Annotated in this window: 11 protein-coding genes; 2 read left to right on the forward strand and 9 right to left on the reverse strand. The window is 38.5% G+C overall.

Features of this window, described 5'->3' with window-relative positions:
• Positions 1-14: 14 nt before the first annotated feature.
• From mfd to ACNEUN_RS04225, 3 genes are all read right to left on the reverse strand, one after another.
• Complete coding sequence (gene mfd / locus ACNEUN_RS04215; protein ID WP_463631025.1) at positions 15-3,605, reverse strand: transcription-repair coupling factor; 3,591 nt, start codon at positions 3,603-3,605, stop codon at positions 15-17.
• Positions 3,606-3,663: 58 nt separating this feature from the next.
• The gene (pth, locus tag ACNEUN_RS04220; protein WP_427876793.1) at positions 3,664-4,263 is read right to left on the reverse strand and encodes an aminoacyl-tRNA hydrolase; all 600 of its coding nucleotides are present in this window, start codon (positions 4,261-4,263) and stop codon (positions 3,664-3,666) included.
• A gap of 156 nt (positions 4,264-4,419) precedes the next feature.
• Positions 4,420-5,472 (reverse strand): ABC transporter substrate-binding protein, encoded by a 1,053-nt coding sequence (locus ACNEUN_RS04225; protein ID WP_427876791.1) that lies wholly within the window; start codon positions 5,470-5,472, stop codon positions 4,420-4,422.
• Positions 5,473-5,834: 362 nt separating this feature from the next.
• Here ACNEUN_RS04225 and ACNEUN_RS04230 point away from each other — a divergent pair, with 362 nt between their 5' ends.
• Complete coding sequence (locus ACNEUN_RS04230) at positions 5,835-6,626, forward strand: ABC transporter permease (protein ID WP_427876789.1); 792 nt, start codon at positions 5,835-5,837, stop codon at positions 6,624-6,626.
• 146 nt (positions 6,627-6,772) lie between these two features.
• On the opposite strand, the gene ACNEUN_RS04235 is transcribed toward ACNEUN_RS04230, so the two are convergent.
• A complete protein-coding gene (locus ACNEUN_RS04235; RefSeq protein WP_463631028.1) occupies positions 6,773-10,279 on the reverse strand; it encodes a UPF0182 family membrane protein in 3,507 nt (1,168 codons plus the stop codon).
• A 159-nt stretch (positions 10,280-10,438) separates the two neighbouring features.
• Entirely contained in the window at positions 10,439-11,728 is a 1,290-nt protein-coding gene (locus tag ACNEUN_RS04240; RefSeq protein WP_463631030.1) for a uracil-xanthine permease family protein, read from the reverse strand.
• A 487-nt stretch (positions 11,729-12,215) separates the two neighbouring features.
• Here ACNEUN_RS04240 and ACNEUN_RS04245 point away from each other — a divergent pair, with 487 nt between their 5' ends.
• The gene (locus tag ACNEUN_RS04245) at positions 12,216-13,277 is read left to right on the forward strand and encodes a YeiH family protein (RefSeq protein WP_463631032.1); all 1,062 of its coding nucleotides are present in this window, start codon (positions 12,216-12,218) and stop codon (positions 13,275-13,277) included.
• 71 nt (positions 13,278-13,348) lie between these two features.
• Here the strand turns inward: ACNEUN_RS04245 and ACNEUN_RS04250 are convergent, their stop codons facing one another.
• The 4 genes from ACNEUN_RS04250 to ACNEUN_RS04265 form a co-directional block, all read right to left on the reverse strand.
• Positions 13,349-14,089 (reverse strand): L,D-transpeptidase, encoded by a 741-nt coding sequence (locus tag ACNEUN_RS04250; RefSeq protein WP_463631034.1) that lies wholly within the window; start codon positions 14,087-14,089, stop codon positions 13,349-13,351.
• A gap of 128 nt (positions 14,090-14,217) precedes the next feature.
• On the reverse strand, positions 14,218-15,306 hold the full coding sequence (gene ychF / locus ACNEUN_RS04255) for a redox-regulated ATPase YchF (RefSeq protein ID WP_463631036.1): 1,089 nt from the start codon (positions 15,304-15,306) through the stop codon (positions 14,218-14,220).
• A 54-nt stretch (positions 15,307-15,360) separates the two neighbouring features.
• Positions 15,361-16,164, reverse strand: coding sequence for a pyrroline-5-carboxylate reductase (proC, locus tag ACNEUN_RS04260; protein ID WP_463631038.1), 804 nt, complete (start codon positions 16,162-16,164; stop codon positions 15,361-15,363).
• 147 nt (positions 16,165-16,311) lie between these two features.
• Positions 16,312-17,691, reverse strand: coding sequence for an alpha/beta fold hydrolase (locus tag ACNEUN_RS04265; RefSeq protein WP_427876776.1), 1,380 nt, complete (start codon positions 17,689-17,691; stop codon positions 16,312-16,314).
• Between the last annotated feature and the right edge of the window lie 75 nt (positions 17,692-17,766).

Below are 17,766 nucleotides of genomic sequence, written 5' to 3' on the forward strand. Positions count from 1 at the left end.
CGAAATTACTGCACTTACCATGCTAGATCATCAAGCAACTGATCTACCCACTTTATGATTTCATGCTCGCTCATAGCAGCAGAACCTAGAGAAGTTTCAAAAGGAGTTGGAACAATCAGCAAATGATTTAACGGCCTGTACTGTAATGATTTGTATATGCGTTTCATTCGCATCAATACTGACTCTTTTGGATCAAATCCCACAACTCTAAGTGAGTGACCTTGCGAAACTAGCTGAGTTATTCCTAAATCTCTAGCTTTAAATCTAAGACGGGCAACATCAAATAAAGCTTCAAGAGATTTAGGAGGATTACCATAACGATCCGTAAGCTCATCACTGATTTCTTTAAGATCATTATCATTCTGAGCTTGCGCAAGTTTCCTGTAAGCTTCTAATCGCAATTTATCCGCATCAATATAATCCGTTGGTATAGATGCTTCAATAGGAAGATCTATACTAACCGAAACAGCCTCTTTACGTTCAGGCTCCTTATATTTTTCTACAGCTTCGGAAACCATGCGGACGTAAAGATCAAAACCAACGCCCTCAATATGACCACTTTGCTCATCGCCAAGAAGATTACCAGTACCACGCAATTCCAAATCTTTCATAGCAACATCAAAACCAGAGCCTAGTGCAGTGTGTTGAGCAATTGTTGCAAGTCTATCGTGAGACTGTTGTGTCATAGACTTAGACGGATCATACAAGAAGTAAGCGTATGCGCGCTCACGTCCACGACCAACTCTTCCACGCAACTGATGCAATTGACTTAGTCCAAATCTGTCAGCATGATCTACAATAAGCGTATTTGCGTTGGAAATATCAAGTCCAGTTTCAATAATCGTGGTACAAACAAGCACATCAATATCTCTATGCCAAAAATCACGAATAACAGCATCAAGCTGTTTCTCTCCCATTTTTCCGTGCGCGATAGCAACGCGCGCATTCGGAACAAGCTCATGAATTTTATTAGCAACAGAACTAATATCTTCTACGCGATTGTGCACATAAAATACTTGACCTGCACGCAACAATTCACGCTTCACACAAGCAGCAACTTGAGCATCCTCATATGCGCCAACGTAAGTTAATACAGGAAGACGATCTTCAGGAGGCGTAGCCAAAGTTGACATTTCTCGAATTCCAGTTACGGCCATTTCAAGCGTTCTAGGAATTGGCGTTGCAGAAAGACTCAACACATCTACATTCGTACGTAAAGCTTTTAAAGTTTCCTTATGCTCAACCCCAAAACGCTGCTCTTCATCAATGATGACTAATCCTAAATCTTTGAATTTTATACTAGGATTAAGTAGCTTATGCGTACCAATTACAACATCAACACTACCGTCCGCAAGACCCTCCAAAGTATTATCTATCTCTTTTTTAGTTTGGAATCTACTCATAGCAGCTACTTTTACAGGAAAACCTTCGAATCTTTCAGTAAAAGTATCAAAATGCTGTTGTACGAGAAGAGTTGTTGGAACAAGTACAACAACCTGTTTTGAATCTTGCACTGCTTTAAACGCAGCTCTTAAAGCAATCTCAGTTTTACCAAAGCCTACATCGCCACAAATCAAACGATCCATAGGCATTGGTTTTTCCATATCAGCTTTTACTTCATCAATTGTAGTAAGCTGATCTGGAGTTTCCTGATATGGGAATGCGTCTTCCAACTCTTTTTGCCATGGAGTATCTTTACTAAAAGCAAAACCTTTAGACTGTTGTCTTGCTGAATATAGTTTAATAAGATTTTCTGCAATCTCATGAACATGTTTTCTTGCTTTCGCTTTTGTAGCAGCCCAATCAGACCCACCAAGCTTATTTAGTTTTGGTATTTCCGCACCAATATATTTACTTACAGCATCAAGTTGATCTGTTGGTATAAAAAGTTTATCTGCAGGAGCGTTACGCTTGCTTGGAGCATACTCTATTACTAAATATTCTCTTTCAGCCGTACCACCAGAAACAGCAATATTGCGCTGTTTCATACCAATAAAACGGCCTATGCCATGCTGATCGTGTACAACGAAATCACCTGGCTTAAGCTCCATAAGATCAATAGCTTTATGTCTTTTTTGCGGAGTTTTAAGACGACTTGCAGCAGAAGAATGTCCTGTTATATCTCTTTCAGTTAGTAAAGCTATTCGAGCGCTTTCGTCTATAAATCCGTCTACTGCATTAGAAACTAAAGAAGAAAATCGTACAATTCCTGTCTGTTTTAACGCACGGCTTAGTCTTGCTACAGTACCACTTGCTGCTGCAGTAATCGTCACATCATATCCGTCATCAAGCAATGCATTAATACCGTTTGTAACTTTTTCTTCACTACCTCTAAACTCATTAGGAGATATAGCAGGAAGATTAACGTTTATTTGATTATTGCTAACTGTATCTGCATCAATATTTAGTGATGTTAATTTCCAAACATCATGTTGCGAATAATATAAAGATGATAATGTTTCTTCAAAATCTAAGAAATTAGCTTGATCAAAAGTTATAGGAGCACCCGAACCGCGTCCACTCGCTGCAACATGCCAGCTTGCTGCAAGAAACTCATTAGCTGTTTTAGTAACATCATCAGCAGCTCGTCTACATTTCTCAATATCAGAAAACATGATTACAGCATCATCTGGAAGCATGCTTTGCACTGATTCCATATTGTCTATTAGAGCTGGAATTAAAGATTCCATACCTTCTACTGGTATAGCTTGTGAAATAGATTCAAGCATGTCATCAGCGTTAGGAATAGAACCAATTAAAGACTTAGCACGTTTACAAACACTTTCAGTAAGCTGTAATTCTCTACAAGGAGTAGCCCATAGACTACGTATAACGTTACCGTACGTACGCTGGTCGGAAGCATGAAATTGTTTTATACTATCTATCTCATCTCCAAAAAATTCCATTCGCACAGGATGAGTCATTGTTGGAACAAAAATATCAAGAATTCCGCCTCTTACAGCAAATTCTCCTCGCTCCATAACTAAATCGACACGCGTATAAGCATTCTCAACAAGACGTTTTATAGCTTCTTCTAAAGGTATTTGAGATCCGCATGAAAACACAAGAGGCTCAACATCAGCAAGACCAGATACAACAGGCTGTATAAGAGATCTTACCGGCATAACAAGTACGCGAATCGGTCCAAATAAATCACTAGAGGAATCAGGGTGACGCAATCTGCGAAAAACAGCTATTCTCGAAGCAACAGTGTCTGCTCTAGGCGACAATCTTTCATGAGGTAAAGTCTCCCAAGCTTCAAGTTTCGCTATATCTTTTTGATTTCCCTCATACCAGTCACGAATAGAATCAGTTACTTCGTCAGCTTCCCTTCCAGAAGGAACTACTAAAACTACAGGATACTGTTCAGCAACTTTCGCAACTAAAGCAGGTCTTATTCCAACAGGAGAAGAAACATTAACAATATTCACATACTTTTCATCCACATTCTGAGGCTCTTTTTCAAGCCGAGAACGCAAATCGCAAAGTTTACTAAACTTCTCATCTCCTGCGCATAAGCGCGAAAGAAGATCAGATAAAGCTCCCCCATAATTATTCTCTTTTTTATAAGATACTTCAGAGCGATAAGTAACAGTTTTTTGCATAAAACTACCGGTTTTACTAGTGTAATTACAAATTATAAAATTGCGCTATAACGCACAATTAGCGTCCATTAAAGTGCTCTTGAGTTGCGCTAAGACCGCGGAAAATAACGCTTTCTACAGCATCAGCACCATCAGCCAAAAAATTATCAAGTTCAGCTCGTTGTTGAGGAGCAAAACCTCCAAGAACCCAGTTCACTGTATTCTCGTGAGCATGAGAGCCTCTCTGAGCATGACCTACTCCCATTCTCACACGAGCATATTGAGGAGTTCCAAGAGATCTATCAATTGATCGAATACCATTATGCCCACCTGCGGAACCACCGGCTTTTACTTTAATACGACCAAAATCTAAATCCATATCGTCATGAATAACAACAATATGATCCGGCTCAATCTGATAGTATGCGCTTATTGATGCAACAGCAGCACCTGAATCATTCATAAAGGTAAGAGGCTTAGCCAAAAAGAACTTAGCAAGCTTGCCATCAAGATTCATAACACCTTTACCAAGCTTAGCCAAACCTTTATGATCCGAAAAAGATATTGACCAACGCGAACTAAGCACATCAGCAACCATAAACCCCATATTATGGCGAGTACCTTCATATTTCGTACCAGGGTTTCCTAAACCTGCAATCAGCCAAAAATCCGATGACATACTATCCCCATTTTCTTTGCCTATTATTTGTAAACAAGCAATATAAAACAAAAAGGCGTATCACGCGCATAACGTACATTGACGCTTTGCTGATACGCCTTTATATACTCCTGCCTATTCTAGCAAGAAAATAGCCAATATTATTTTTGACCTACATTATTTCAAAAACTCGTCAGTAGAAAGTTTCTTAGCATTAGGCAATTGATTCGTAACTTTACCTTTAGAATCAGTGTAAGCACCTTCCTTACTCAGGAAGTTAAAGTACTTTTGAGCACCATTTACATCGCTAGTACCGAATACAAACTTTCCACTTTTAATATCTGCGTGACTTCCCCAATATTCGCCGTCAACAATCATTTTCATGCTTTTCTTAACGAATTTTGGATCAAGATTAGCTTCTTTTGCTTCTTCAACCAAAATATTTGAAGCCTCATCTGGATGCTCGTACGCATACTCGTATCCTCTTTTTGCAGCCTTAACGAAAGCACGAACAAGCTTTGGATCTTTACTAATAGTGTTCTTGTTGGTAATTATACCGATAGTATCAGGCTGACCTGGGACACCGTAATCTCCTTCTTTAAAGCAACGAAGTTTCGGTCCAAATAATTCAGACTGAACTCCTTCCCAAGTACCGTAGAATCCACCAAAATCAGCTCTACCGGTTTCGAGAGTACGGAATGTAGAAGTACCAACAGTTACCTTATTGAAGTTACCTTTTCCACCATCATGCTGAATCATTCTACGAATAACAGCATCACCTTCAGCAGAACCGAAAGTAGCAAAAGTGCGTCCATCAAAATCTTTAGGAGAATGAATCTTATTGTTGCTTGCAAGAGAACACCATATAGCACTTGGCTTCTGCTGAACTTGCATAACCTGCTCAAGATTTGCACCCTTAGTGGAAAAATCAGCAACATTAGTTAGTGTAGTAAGAGCAAAATCAGCGGCACCACTATCTACAGCATGTTCAGAACCGGTTTGTGCAACGGCAAGAATATTAACATCCAAACCGGCATCTTTAAACCAACCTTTATGCTTTGCAACATAAATACCAATATGATTAGTATCAGGTGCCCAAAAAAGCATAAACGATACTTTACGAAGATTTTTACCATTACTTTGTTGCGAAGATCCGCATGCAGCACACGAATATAAACAGCATACTGAAAGAAGTGCTGCACAGAAGCGTTTAACACCACGCATATTCATGAGTTCCCTACTTTGTTTTTACTCACCATTTTCTGGGAAATGCAGCACAGACTTGGCAGAAAACGGTATGAAGGTCCTAGCCCGCGCCCGTTCAATGCCCCCGCACGCTCTTTAAAAAGCACGATGCACGGTTTGCCACACATTGACTCACGAAACGATTTTGATTATGCACACATCATCCGACATTTAGAAGATTAATTACAAAAACTAATTTTTCTATAAATAAAAAATGGTTGGCACGCATCTTTACAATAGTTGAAGACTTGTGCATAAGTAATCTTGAAAGATTCCGATTGGGGCAGCAATCGAATTTCGCACATACTATGACTTTTACGGAACTTTTACGGAAGGAATTTACACGTATGACGCACTCGCGTTTAAAACACGTAATTTTCAAATATCTGCCAACAGTAGTATCAGTAATACTTTTCTTTACTTTATGGCAGTTAGCGTGTATGTATTACAAGCTATCAGAGAATCTTATTCCATCACCACTAGCAATTGCAGATGCTACGAATGATACGTGGCCTACGCTAATACCAGCAACAATAGTTACTTCACAAGAAACTGTTATTGGATTCCTGCTAGCTATATTTTTAGGTATTCTTCTTGGAGTTGGATTCCACGTATGCAAACCTTTACATTCTGCACTATTCCCACTTTTATGCGCTGCACAAACGCTACCTCTTATTTCAATAGCTCCAATATTTCTAATATGGTTCGGCTTTGAGATTTCTGGAAAAATCATAATAGTTATGATTTTTAGCCTATTCCCTATTGCAGTTCAAACTATTAGAGGACTTGAAGCAGTACCGACTTTTTATAGTGACGTTGCACTAACGTGCGGAGCTGGACGAGTATGGACCTTGTGGCATGTAAAATTACGAGTCGCAGCAAGACAAATATTCGGAGGAATAAAAATAAGTGCTGCATACGCTTTCGGTTTAGCTTCTACATCAGAATATTTAGGCGCAAAAGATGGGCTCGGAATTTGGCTGCAATTTGCGTACAATTCGTACAGAACACCACTTATTTTTTCTGCAACTTTTGTAATTATTATTCTTACAACATTATTGATGTGCGCAGTAAATTTAACTGAAAGAATTCTTCTAGGACCTGCTGAAGATGAGGAAGATCCAGATAACCAACTCTAATTTTTAATAAATACAATGCAATACGCGCGATACGCGCACACTCACACGCACCGCTAAAAGTAAAGCAAATAAGTACAAGTATAGTAAAAGCGCCAACAGGAGAATCTGCTGGCGCTTTATAGTTGAGTTATAAATTCAATTTCAAATTACTTATGCTCGGATTCTTCCTTTTGCTCAGAATTATTGCTCTCAGACTCTTTAGCTAAAGCATCCGAAATAGCATCACTTAAGGCTTTCTGAGCTTTACCATAAGCAGACCAATCGCCGGCTTTCATTGCAGAATCAGAATCTTTCAAAGCCTTAGCAGCACGATTCAAAGCATCTTTAATTTGAGGATTAATAGTAGTCTGATTAGAACTCTGACTACTAGTTTTATCTTCCTGAGCTTTTTGAGATGTACTATTATCCTTATCTGCCTTCGCAACAGAAGATTCGGAATTATTAGACGCATCTCCAGCAGCAGCTCCGGAATTTCCTCCAAACACTTGATTTAGCGCCTCATCCAAAGTATCAGCAAATCCAACTTGTTCACCAAAAGCAACTAATACTTTCTTAAGTAACGGATAGCTAGTTGAACCACTTGACTGTACGTAAACCGGCTGTACGTAAACCAATCCTCCACCAAGCGGCAAAGTAAGAAGATTGCCACGTTTTACTTTAGTAGAACCAGATTCCAGCAAATTCAACTCTTTAGAAACATTTGCGTTAGCGTTGAAATTATTTTGAGCTTGACCAGGGCCTGGAACATTTGAAACCTTAGGTAATTCTTGCAATCTAAGCTTTCCATAGCCAGGACTTACTTTTCCAGGAGTATTACCCGCATCTGAATTAGCTGATAAGAATCCTGTTAATATTTCGCGAGTTACTTTACCTGCAGGAATATAAGTAGAAACAAGCGAGAACACCGGCTTCTTAGTACCTGCTGCTTGCAAAGTCAAGTAGTAAGGTGGCTGCAAAATATCGTCCTTTTGCGCAGCTTGAGATTCAGTTGGATCAACAGGAGTCTGCCAAAAATCTTCTCCAGAGAAGAATTGGCTAGCAGAACCAACATGATACTTTGCTAGTAAATATCTCTGAACTTTAAACAAACTTTCCGGATATCTTAAGTGACTCATCAAATCACCTGAAATTTCGGAAATATCATGATAATGACCAGGGAATATTGATCTCCAAGCTTTAATAACAGGATCTTTAGTATCCCAAACGTATAGATCAACAGATCCATCATACGCATCTACTGTTGCTTTAACAGAGTTACGAATATAGTTTGCACGCTGATTAGTTAAACCTTTAATCGAATGAGAAGTTTTTGTTGTAGAGTCCTGAGTTATTTTACCAAAATCTGTCATTTGAGAATAAGGATAAGAATCAGAAGTAGTATAACCGTCAACAATCCACTTAACTCTACCGTCTACTACAGCAGGATAAACACGACCATCTAAAGTCAAGTATGGAGCTACTTTAGATACACGATCTTTAGGATTTCGATCATACAAAATCTGAGACTGCGAAGTTACACGATCTGAGAATAGTATCTGATCTGACCTAAAACGTATAGCGTGTATAAGCCTAGAGAACCAGTTACCTAAGCTTGGACCAGCATTCCCCTTAAACGTTGTTAATGCACCTTGTGAACCTGTAGGATAATCAAACTCCCATGGAGCAGTTCCCTTAGGAGAACCAACTATAGAATATTCTGGAGCATTAGGAGAAAAATAAATTCTAGGTTCATACTTTTGAGATTTTGTCATCTTACCTTGAGTAGGAATACCATACTCCATAAATTGCGGCTGACCGTCAGCTGTAACTTTATTTCCGTACGCAGCAACAATACCGTAGCCATGTGTATACACAGTATGATCATTTACCCAATTATGATTGTCGTTACCCGATAAATTAAGTTCTCGAGCAGCAATAACAGTATCTTGACTTACTCCATCAATATTGTATTTATCGACTGCAAGCGTATCTGCAAACATATAATACTGTTTTGATTGCTGCAGCTGACGGAAAGTAGGTGAAGTTACTTGAGGATCTAGAAGACGAATTTGAGCCGTAGACTCAGCTTCTTTAGCTAAAGCTCCAGATTTACCTTCCGAAGCAGCGTTATAAGATTCCACTTCAACATTATTTAACCCGTATGCGAATTTTGTAGCATTAATATTTCTCTGAATATACTCAGCTTCCAGCTCTTGAGCATTAGGGTTTACTTTAAATCTTTGAAGTATTAGCGGCCATGCGAATGAGATAATCATAGATGTTACCACTAAGAAAGCTACTGCTACTGCAGGCGTTTTCCAAGCTTTTACAGCTGCAAAGAATCGCGTTTCTAACTCTACTTTTCCGCTAAGAGAATGAGATTTAAGTATCCACACAAAAATCACTAAGCCAACAATCAGAGTAAGAATAGCCATAATAATACTTGCTGGAACTCTAGCGTTCATATCAGTGTAAGATCCGCCAGTAATTCTAGGACCGTCAAAAATTACAAGCGTAAACATATCAAGAATCTGTATTACTGACCAAGCAATCATAAGCAACAGGAACCAAATACCAATTTGTCTACGAGCATGCTTTGTAATATTAAACAAGCCATTGCCATTTACAGGCATGGTTATACGAATAGCTCCCATAAGGAAATGCGTAAGAACAGAGAATAGTAATGATAAAGCTAGTAGTAATATAAAAGCTTTCATAAATAGCAGCAAACCAGGAAGAACAAACACGTAGAAACCGTTGTCAATGCCAAATTGCGGATCTTTAATACCAAAAGGCTGAGCGTGGAACATAAGCAAAATTTGCGCCCAATGAGAGTAAAACTGCGAGCCAAACAACGCTCCCACAATAAGAGATACAATACCTGCAATATGGAAAGCTACTTTAGAACTAACGCCCTTTTTAAAATCAATTATATTTCCACTAATACGAATATAAGATCCATCAGCATTAGTAGGACGAGTGCGTATAGCAAGTGATGCTGAAAGATATCCGAATACTGCCATAAGCACAGCGTAAAGAGCCCAAACTCCAACTTTTGCTCCTAGCTGAATCCAAATTACGCTTTCAAATCCAAGCTGTGAATACCACATGCAATCACTAATAAAAGTAGACAAACCTACAATTATTAAAAATGCAAAAACTATAAATGCTACTATGCCAGCTAAAATCCAACGCCATTTTTTCGTAATATTAATAAATTTATCAAAATTAAGATCTATGTGCATATAAGAATTATTCTCCTTCTTTTTACTATTTTTTTCACTCTTTTTAGATGATTTTTGATTATCTGAATCGTCCTTTTTATCACCGATGGGTCTATCTTCATCGTAGCCATTAGTTAAACGTTCAATTTCGTCTATAAAAGATAAAAACTTGCTATTCTTGCCTACTGAATCGTTAGAAGATTCTGAATTCTCATTACTGTCTTCATCAACGCTTATATCAATAATTTCAGGTTCATTATTATTTTGATTTGCGCGATTACCATCACTATATTCGTTTTGATATGATTTTTCAGTATTATTAGATTTACGTTTACTGTTTTTCGCATAACCAGAACGATGACGCGTTTTGTTGCCTCTGTATATGTTAAGTAGAGTCATGAAAATGACTGCTGCTAACGGAAGCAAAATTTTCAAAATAACATAAAACATATTAATAAGAATACTATATTATGTAACTCGCAATATTAAATTATGTAAATAAAATAAGTACAAAATTTTGTTTACATATAAAATTAAGCGCGCTTACAGAAGTAACCATAAACGCGCTTATGCAAATATAAATGTTAAATTTTATTGAAACTCATAAGATTAAGCAATATCTGGATCATCTTTAGCGATTGTTCCAGTAAGCTTTCCAATAGCCTTCAATAAGTGATATACAACCAACACCACAACGGTTCCGATTGCAATGCCGTTGAACTGAATACCAGAAACTGCAAACTGGAAGTCAGCAATGCCAATAATCATAACGATTGCAGCAATCATAATATTCACTGGCTTATCGAAGTTCACTTTGTTTTCAACCCAAATTCTTATGCCGATCATACCAATCATGCCGTAAAGCAAAGTAGTCACGCCACCGAGAACACCAGCTGGAATTGAGTTCACAACAGCACCGAACTTTGGGCAGAGACTTAAGATGAAAGCAAACGCTGCAGCACACCAATAAGCGGCAGTAGAATAAACTTTTGTTGCAGCCATAACGCCAATATTTTCACCGTAAGTGGTAGTACCGCAACCTCCGAATAAACCAGCAATAGCTGTACCAAAACCGTCTGCAAATAATGCAGTTCCAATCTTAGAGTCATAGTCGCGACCAGTCATTTGAGCTACAGACTTTACGTGACCAACGTTTTCTGCAATAAGAACAAGCACAACTGGCAAGAACATAAGCAAAACAGAGAAGTCAACTTGTGGAGTGTGGAACTTAGGGAAGCCAATCCAAGAAGCTTCTTCAATCTTACTAAAGTCAACTTGACCCTGGAAGCATGCATATGCGTAACCAACAAGAACACCTAAAAGAATATTCAAACGACCAATAAGACCTCGGAAAACTACAGCAATAAGCATTACAGCAACTAATGTTACAAGCGCTGTATCTGGAGCTACTTGGAAGTTAGTCCAAACTGCAGGCCCTAAATTAAAACCAATAATTGCAACTATTGCACCGTTTACAACAGGCGGCATAATAATGTCAATCCACTTAGCTCCTGCAAAATGCACAATCACACCGATAAGAGCAAGAAGCAAGCCTGTGCACATAATGCCAAAGCTCGCAACAGCAATACCCTTATTAGCTGTTGTTACAGCCGAAACAGGTGCTATAAGACCAAAAGAGCTTCCCAGATAACTAGGAAGCTTATTTGCATTAATAAGTAAGAACAGTGCTGTAGAAATAGCAGTGAACATTAAGGTGGTTGATGGATCAAAGTGCGTAAGAATAGGCACCAAGAACGTAGCACCAAACATTGCAATAACATGCTGAGCACCAATTCCAGCAGTACGAGTCCAAGTCAAACGCTCGTCTGGTTCTACAACTTCACCAGGCTTTAACGTTTTGCCATCACCGTGAAGCTGCCACGTAAATAAATTATTCATATCTTCTCCTGCTCATAAAGAGTACTGGATTATGTGCATGCTTATAGCAAAATTGTTTTCACGATTCTAATATAAGCAATTACGCCAAATGGACATTTTAATGTGCGTACACAATACTGTCGAGAAAAAACACAAAATCTTAAACTTTTGTTAATAAAACCCAGCTATAAGAACAAAAATTAATTTATATGCCAACTGGATACACAACTTATTTTTGTTTATACAAACCAACAAAAGTTTATAATCGTAAATTCTTTAAAGCTGAAAATCTTCACAACCAACATTCGAGTATTAAAAATAATCCTGAAATTAACATGCAGTATTAGCAAAAGCAACTTTTACACAAGTTACAAAATTATTTATTTTGTTACTATTTGTTATAACATTTCGGCGTGTCTTTTAAAATTGTAGCTAAATTGGCCTTTTTTAGGCAATATTTCTAATTTATTGTTAACTTTTGTCCGATTATGGGAGAATACTTGGTTAAATGGTTAATTTCTTTGTTAAATGGAAAAAGAAAATCTGCACCATCGATATGGCTCTTATTGCCGTATTGACACTTATAGCTTCCTTTATAGGAAGTTGGCTTAAACAGTACCCAGGCCTTAGCCTTTTGGGTGCTCTTATAATCGCGTTGCTTGTTGGCATGGCTCTGCAGCTGCCTTTGCACGTATATAAGAAAAATAATGACTCAAGAAGAACAGGCGTTAAAAACGCAGCTGGTTTGATTGCAAACAAGCTTCTTCGTCTTGGTATTATCCTCCTCGGTTTTAAGTTAAATTTGCATGATTTGTTTACCAAGGGCATTAAATGCTTGCCTATTGCAGCTGTGTTAGTTGCAATAATGGTTTGCGTAACTTATAACATTGCTAAACTCTTGAAAGTAAATCCTCAGCTTGCAATGCTTACAGCAGGAGGCACAAGTATTTGTGGAGCTGCTGCAGTTATGGGTCTCTCTGGCTCAATGCCAGTTCTTCCAGAAGAGGAAGATGAGAAAGAGCAGAACGAAGTTATGGCTGTTGCAACAGTTGCAATTATGGGCACTATTTACGCTCTTGCTGAAATCTTCATCCTGCCTAACTTTGGAATGACTAAACAACAGCTTGGCATTACAGCAGGTGCATCACTTCACGAAATCGCACATGCTGTTGCAGCTGGCGGAGCATTCGATAGTATCGATGTTGCAACAATAATGAAGCTCTCGCGAGTTCTTATGCTCGTTCCAGCTTCCATCTTTATTGCAATTTGGTGGAATGCTCGTCATAGCAAAGTTGAAAATGGCGGAAAGCATAAGATTAGCTTCCCATGGTTTATGCTTGGCTTTATTGCAGCATCTGTTATTGGAACTTATGTTCCTTTCATAACAGCACACTCTTCAACTCTTGTAGAAGCAGGATACGTTTTCCTTGGCATGGCTATGGCTGCACTTGGAATTAACGTAAACTTTAAAGTTATTTTTAAGCAGGGTCGCGCAGCTTTTGCAGCAAGTTTCCTGGCTTCTATCGTTTTAGTAGCCTTGGCTTACACTGCAGCAGTGCTATTCTTCTAATAAAATTTCATAAAATAAAACCAAAAGGGAGATTCGTAAAAGAATCTCCCTTTTTCATACACAATTAAATATCAGCCAATATGCACAGAAGTTCCATCTGGTATATGCTCATTAAACCATTTTGCATCGGAAACACTCAGTCTTACACAACCATGCGAGGCAGGTGTTCCAAGCTTTGCGGATTCAGAAGCTATATAATCTCCAAAATTTTGACGCGTCGGAACAGAATGGAACAAATACTTAGAACCCCAGAAGTTCACGTAGTAATCTCCACCTAATTTTTCTCTAGAATTGTAGAAATGATTACCCCTTCCATTAATTCTGAAACTTCCCTTAGGAGTAGTATTAGCAATTCCAGAACTAATAATCATGGTGTAAACGTTTTTATTATCTACGTATATTCGCGCTTTCTGAGAAAAAAGATCAACCTCTACATGAATTCTATTAGCCATTACTCCCGAAAGATTAGGATATTCACCTCCAGTTGGTTTCATCCAAAAATCATTTTTATCATCTGATTTAACTGGTGATTTTTTATCCTCTGCAACTTTAGCGTTAGTACTATTGTTCTTCTTATTCTTCGAAATCGTTTTCTTTGGTTTATTAACTAAAATTTTAGAATGATAATTTTTATTAGCATATTTAGTTATGTTATTAAGCTCAGCGTCTACAAAACCCAAATAGAGTAACGTAATTGCCATAATCAATACCATCGCAGAAACTCTTAGAATAACAGAACTACGACGCCACCAAGCTAACGCATTTGAAATATTACGAACGCACGATGCTATCTCTTTCAAAAACACTCTCATAACACCGCACCTCCTAATAAAAAATGGCGTTAACTAATATCTTATCAATAAAAATAAAAGTTAACGCCAAAAAATATTTAATTAATTAAGACTGTAAAAAATCACAAAATAGTGATATTAATACAAAATCAAACATTAAACTTAAACTCTACTATATCTCCATCTTGCATAACGTAGTCACGGCCTTCAAGACGAAGCTTTCCTTCTTCCTTAATTTTTGCCATAGAACCGTTAGCTGCAACGAAATCATCGTAAGATACGATTTCTGCTTTAATAAATCCACGCTCAAAATCAGTGTGAATCACGCCAGCAGCTTGTGGAGCAGTCCAACCTTTATGAATCTGCCAAGCGTGAACTTCCTTAACACCAGCAGTCAAATAAGTTTGAAGACCTAAAATATCAAATCCTACACGCGCAAGCTGATCCAAACCAGATTCCTTTAAGCCAGCATCCTCAAGCATTTCGCGAGCGTCAGCTTCGTCAAGTTCAGTAAGTTCTGACTCAAACTGAGCGTTTAAGAAAATTGCTTTTGCAGGAGATACAGAAGCAGACAAGCGTGCTTTCAAATCTTCATCAGCTAACTCTGAATCGTCCACATTGAACACGTAAATAAACGGCTTAGCAGTAAGCAAATGCAAATCGTAGACGTCGTTTTTATTGATTAGCTTTTCGTTATGAGCCTGATCAATAGTTTTTCCAGAAGCAAGAATTTCCTTAGCTTTGTTCACTGCATCAACATATTCTTGCGTAACTTTCTTGCCTCGCAAATCCTTTTCCAACTTTGGAAGAGCATTGTCAATAGTTTGCATATCGGCGAGAATCAGCTCAGTATTAATCGTATCAATATCGTCAGCAGGATCCACTTTTCCGTTAACATGCACGATATCGTCGTCGTTAAACGCGCGCACAACTTCACAAATAGCGTCAGCTTCGCGAATATTAGCAAGGAACTTATTACCTAAGCCTTCACCCTCAGAAGCGCCTTTAACGATTCCTGCAATATCAACAAAAGTAACTGTTGCAGGAACAATTTTTTCAGTATTAACTAATTTAGCTAAAACTGGTAAACGATGATCCGGCAGTGGAACAATACCAGTATTCGGTTCAATAGTTGCAAACGGATAATTTTCCGCCAAAACGTTATTACGAGTTAAAGCGTTAAACATAGTGGACTTGCCCACGTTTGGCAATCCAACAATTCCAATAGTTAAAGACATATTCACCTAGTTTAGACCAGCGTCGGGAAAGCCGACACAACTTGATTTTATTTACTATTTATTTTCAATAGCATCCACAGCAGATATAACATCTCCCCTAAATCCGCGAGATTCTAACTGCGCAACACCACGAATAGTTGTTCCTCCAGGAGAACAAACTGCATCCTTCATAATCCCAGGGTGAGTGCGCGAATCCATGTATAATGCGCCTACTCCTTCAATCATTTTCGCAGCCAAACGGTAAGCGCAATCACGTTGCAAACCATACTTCACGCCAGCATCCCCCAACGCTTCCATATACATTGCTGTAAAAGCAGGAGCACAGCTAGAAATACACATTGCAATATTCATATGATCAGCTGTAACACGCTCTACTAAAGAAATTGGCTCAAATAAAGCGTTAAATATCGAAAGCTGACTATCGGTAAGCGAATGATTAGTTTCAGCTAAAGTCACACCCTGACATACAGCAATAGGAGTATTTGGAATTATGCACTGAACATGAGCATTCTCACCAAGTAATTTTTGATAGCGTTCAAGAGTCCAACCTGCAGCCACAGAAATGACAGCAACACGACGTTCACAAATAATATCAGCAATAGGCTTAAGAACTTCATCAACCTGATTTGGCTTAACAGCAACTACAAGCACATCACTTACTTCGCATACTTCTTTTGCACTATGAAGTGCTTGTGCACCAAACTTAGCTGCACTGTTCGCAAGCTTATCAAAACGGCGAGCGCAAGCAACAATATTCTCACCCTTAATAACATTCGCTTTAATCAAACCTTGCACAATACCTTGAGCCATATTGCCAAAACCAACAAAACCTACAGTACCTATGCGCACAACGCTCATGAACACAATCCCCTATCACTTATTAATGTATTGCGTACGACAATATTTATAATTTAATAAATAAGTTGAACTAACCAATCTATTAAACCATATACTGTCGTACGCAAGATATTCGTACAATTTCATTCGCAAAACTACGCAAATAACTCACTTATATAATGCTTCTAAATCACCACGATTCAAAGCTTCATTGAAAAGATGAGCGAATACTACATCTCCGTGTAAACCATCATGCTCAAATTCGTTTGTAGTCCAATAATGTGAATTGGCGATACGAGAGAGAGTATCAAGCTGCAAACCGGAATCAACATACATGTCATCGAAGTAAACTGCAGACTGCAATGGAACCTCATTATTAGCAAGCTGATCCTGATCATAAATCTTTCCAAACTGCATATTACTCATCAAGCAATCAACAGCTGGCAAGAAAGGCTGCAAAGCTTTCTCCTGATCAAACATCCAAGGAAACATTGCTTCACCAGTAAAGAGAAGAGGACGAGCAGAACCGGAAAATTCAGGCATTGTTTCACGAACTTGCTGAGCAGCCCAAGAAATAGGATGATCTAAATCGCCATCAGCGTAAATAAATTCTTGCAAAGGCCAATACAACGGACTTGAAGAGGTCGCATCCATAACACCATATAAGAATTCGTCACTTAAACTACCAGCAGAAGCTCCTCCACAATGCTTAAATGCTTTCAACGATCCGTCACCATCTGCAAAAGCAGAATCAATCAACCAATGTACTCGCTCAAAACTTGGTTTCATACCAAACGAAGAACCCAACATTTGGAATCGCTCAACAGTAAGTTTTTCACCATTAGGTAGTTCAACATCACCCTGTGAAATGCGATCCGCAATAGCAGCAGCACGCGCAACATCCTGCGGATAACGTTCATAGAATTGTTCAGTTTTACGTGCCATGCGAGGAAAAGTATGCTCATAAACTTCACGAGCATTAGCTGGAACATGAGGAATTCCACCCGTAGTAAAACTTGCAATTAAACCTTGAGGGAAAAGTGACAAATATGTAAGAGTTAAGAAACCACCGTAGCTTTGACCTAGAGAAACCCAAGGCTTCGCATCAAATTCAGTAAGTCGTAAATGTTCAAAATCACGAATAATCGAATCAGCTAAGAAACGTTTTAAAAACCATGCTTGACGCTCAACGCTAACACCGTCATCTGCCATACGCCTCATAGTAGAAGCATCTACTCTAGAAGAACGCCCAACACCACGCTGATCTGGCAAAACTACACGAAAATGTTTAATAGCCTCTTGAATCCAACCATCACTAAATGGAGAAAGTGGACGTGGGCACTGACCACCTGGGCCACCTTGTAAAAATACAAGAAGAGGCAAATTATCATGAACATGTTCAGGAGACGTAAGAACTCTACAGAATAAACGAATAGTCTCACCTTTAATAGCTCCACCTGGAGTATTTGACTCCCAATCAAGTGGAACATCAATCGCACGCTCTTCTACGTGCAATCCAGGAACATAATAACTTGTAAGTAACGCCATTAGTGCATTCCCTTTCTATATTCGCGTGCTACATTGCAACTATTAATAACACTCTTCTATAAATCATACTCAAGT

The organism is Gardnerella sp. C0684A1 (genome assembly GCF_055326835.1).

Bases quoted from the DNA above. Each gene is read 5' to 3' on its own strand.
- mfd (WP_463631025.1), bottom strand. From the start codon at position 3,605: ATGCAAAAAACTGTTACTTATCGCTCTGAAGTATCTTATAAAAAAGAG.
- pth (WP_427876793.1), bottom strand. From the start codon at position 4,263: ATGTCATCGGATTTTTGGCTGATTGCAGGTTTAGGAAACCCTGGTACG.
- ACNEUN_RS04225 (WP_427876791.1), bottom strand. From the start codon at position 5,472: ATGAATATGCGTGGTGTTAAACGCTTCTGTGCAGCACTTCTTTCAGTA.
- ACNEUN_RS04230 (WP_427876789.1), top strand. From the start codon at position 5,835: ATGACGCACTCGCGTTTAAAACACGTAATTTTCAAATATCTGCCAACA.
- ACNEUN_RS04235 (WP_463631028.1), bottom strand. From the start codon at position 10,279: ATGTTTTATGTTATTTTGAAAATTTTGCTTCCGTTAGCAGCAGTCATT.
- ACNEUN_RS04240 (WP_463631030.1), bottom strand. From the start codon at position 11,728: ATGAATAATTTATTTACGTGGCAGCTTCACGGTGATGGCAAAACGTTA.
- ACNEUN_RS04245 (WP_463631032.1), top strand. From the start codon at position 12,216: ATGGTTAATTTCTTTGTTAAATGGAAAAAGAAAATCTGCACCATCGAT.
- ACNEUN_RS04250 (WP_463631034.1), bottom strand. From the start codon at position 14,089: ATGAGAGTGTTTTTGAAAGAGATAGCATCGTGCGTTCGTAATATTTCA.
- ychF (WP_463631036.1), bottom strand. From the start codon at position 15,306: ATGTCTTTAACTATTGGAATTGTTGGATTGCCAAACGTGGGCAAGTCC.
- proC (WP_463631038.1), bottom strand. From the start codon at position 16,164: ATGAGCGTTGTGCGCATAGGTACTGTAGGTTTTGTTGGTTTTGGCAAT.
- ACNEUN_RS04265 (WP_427876776.1), bottom strand. From the start codon at position 17,691: ATGGCGTTACTTACAAGTTATTATGTTCCTGGATTGCACGTAGAAGAG.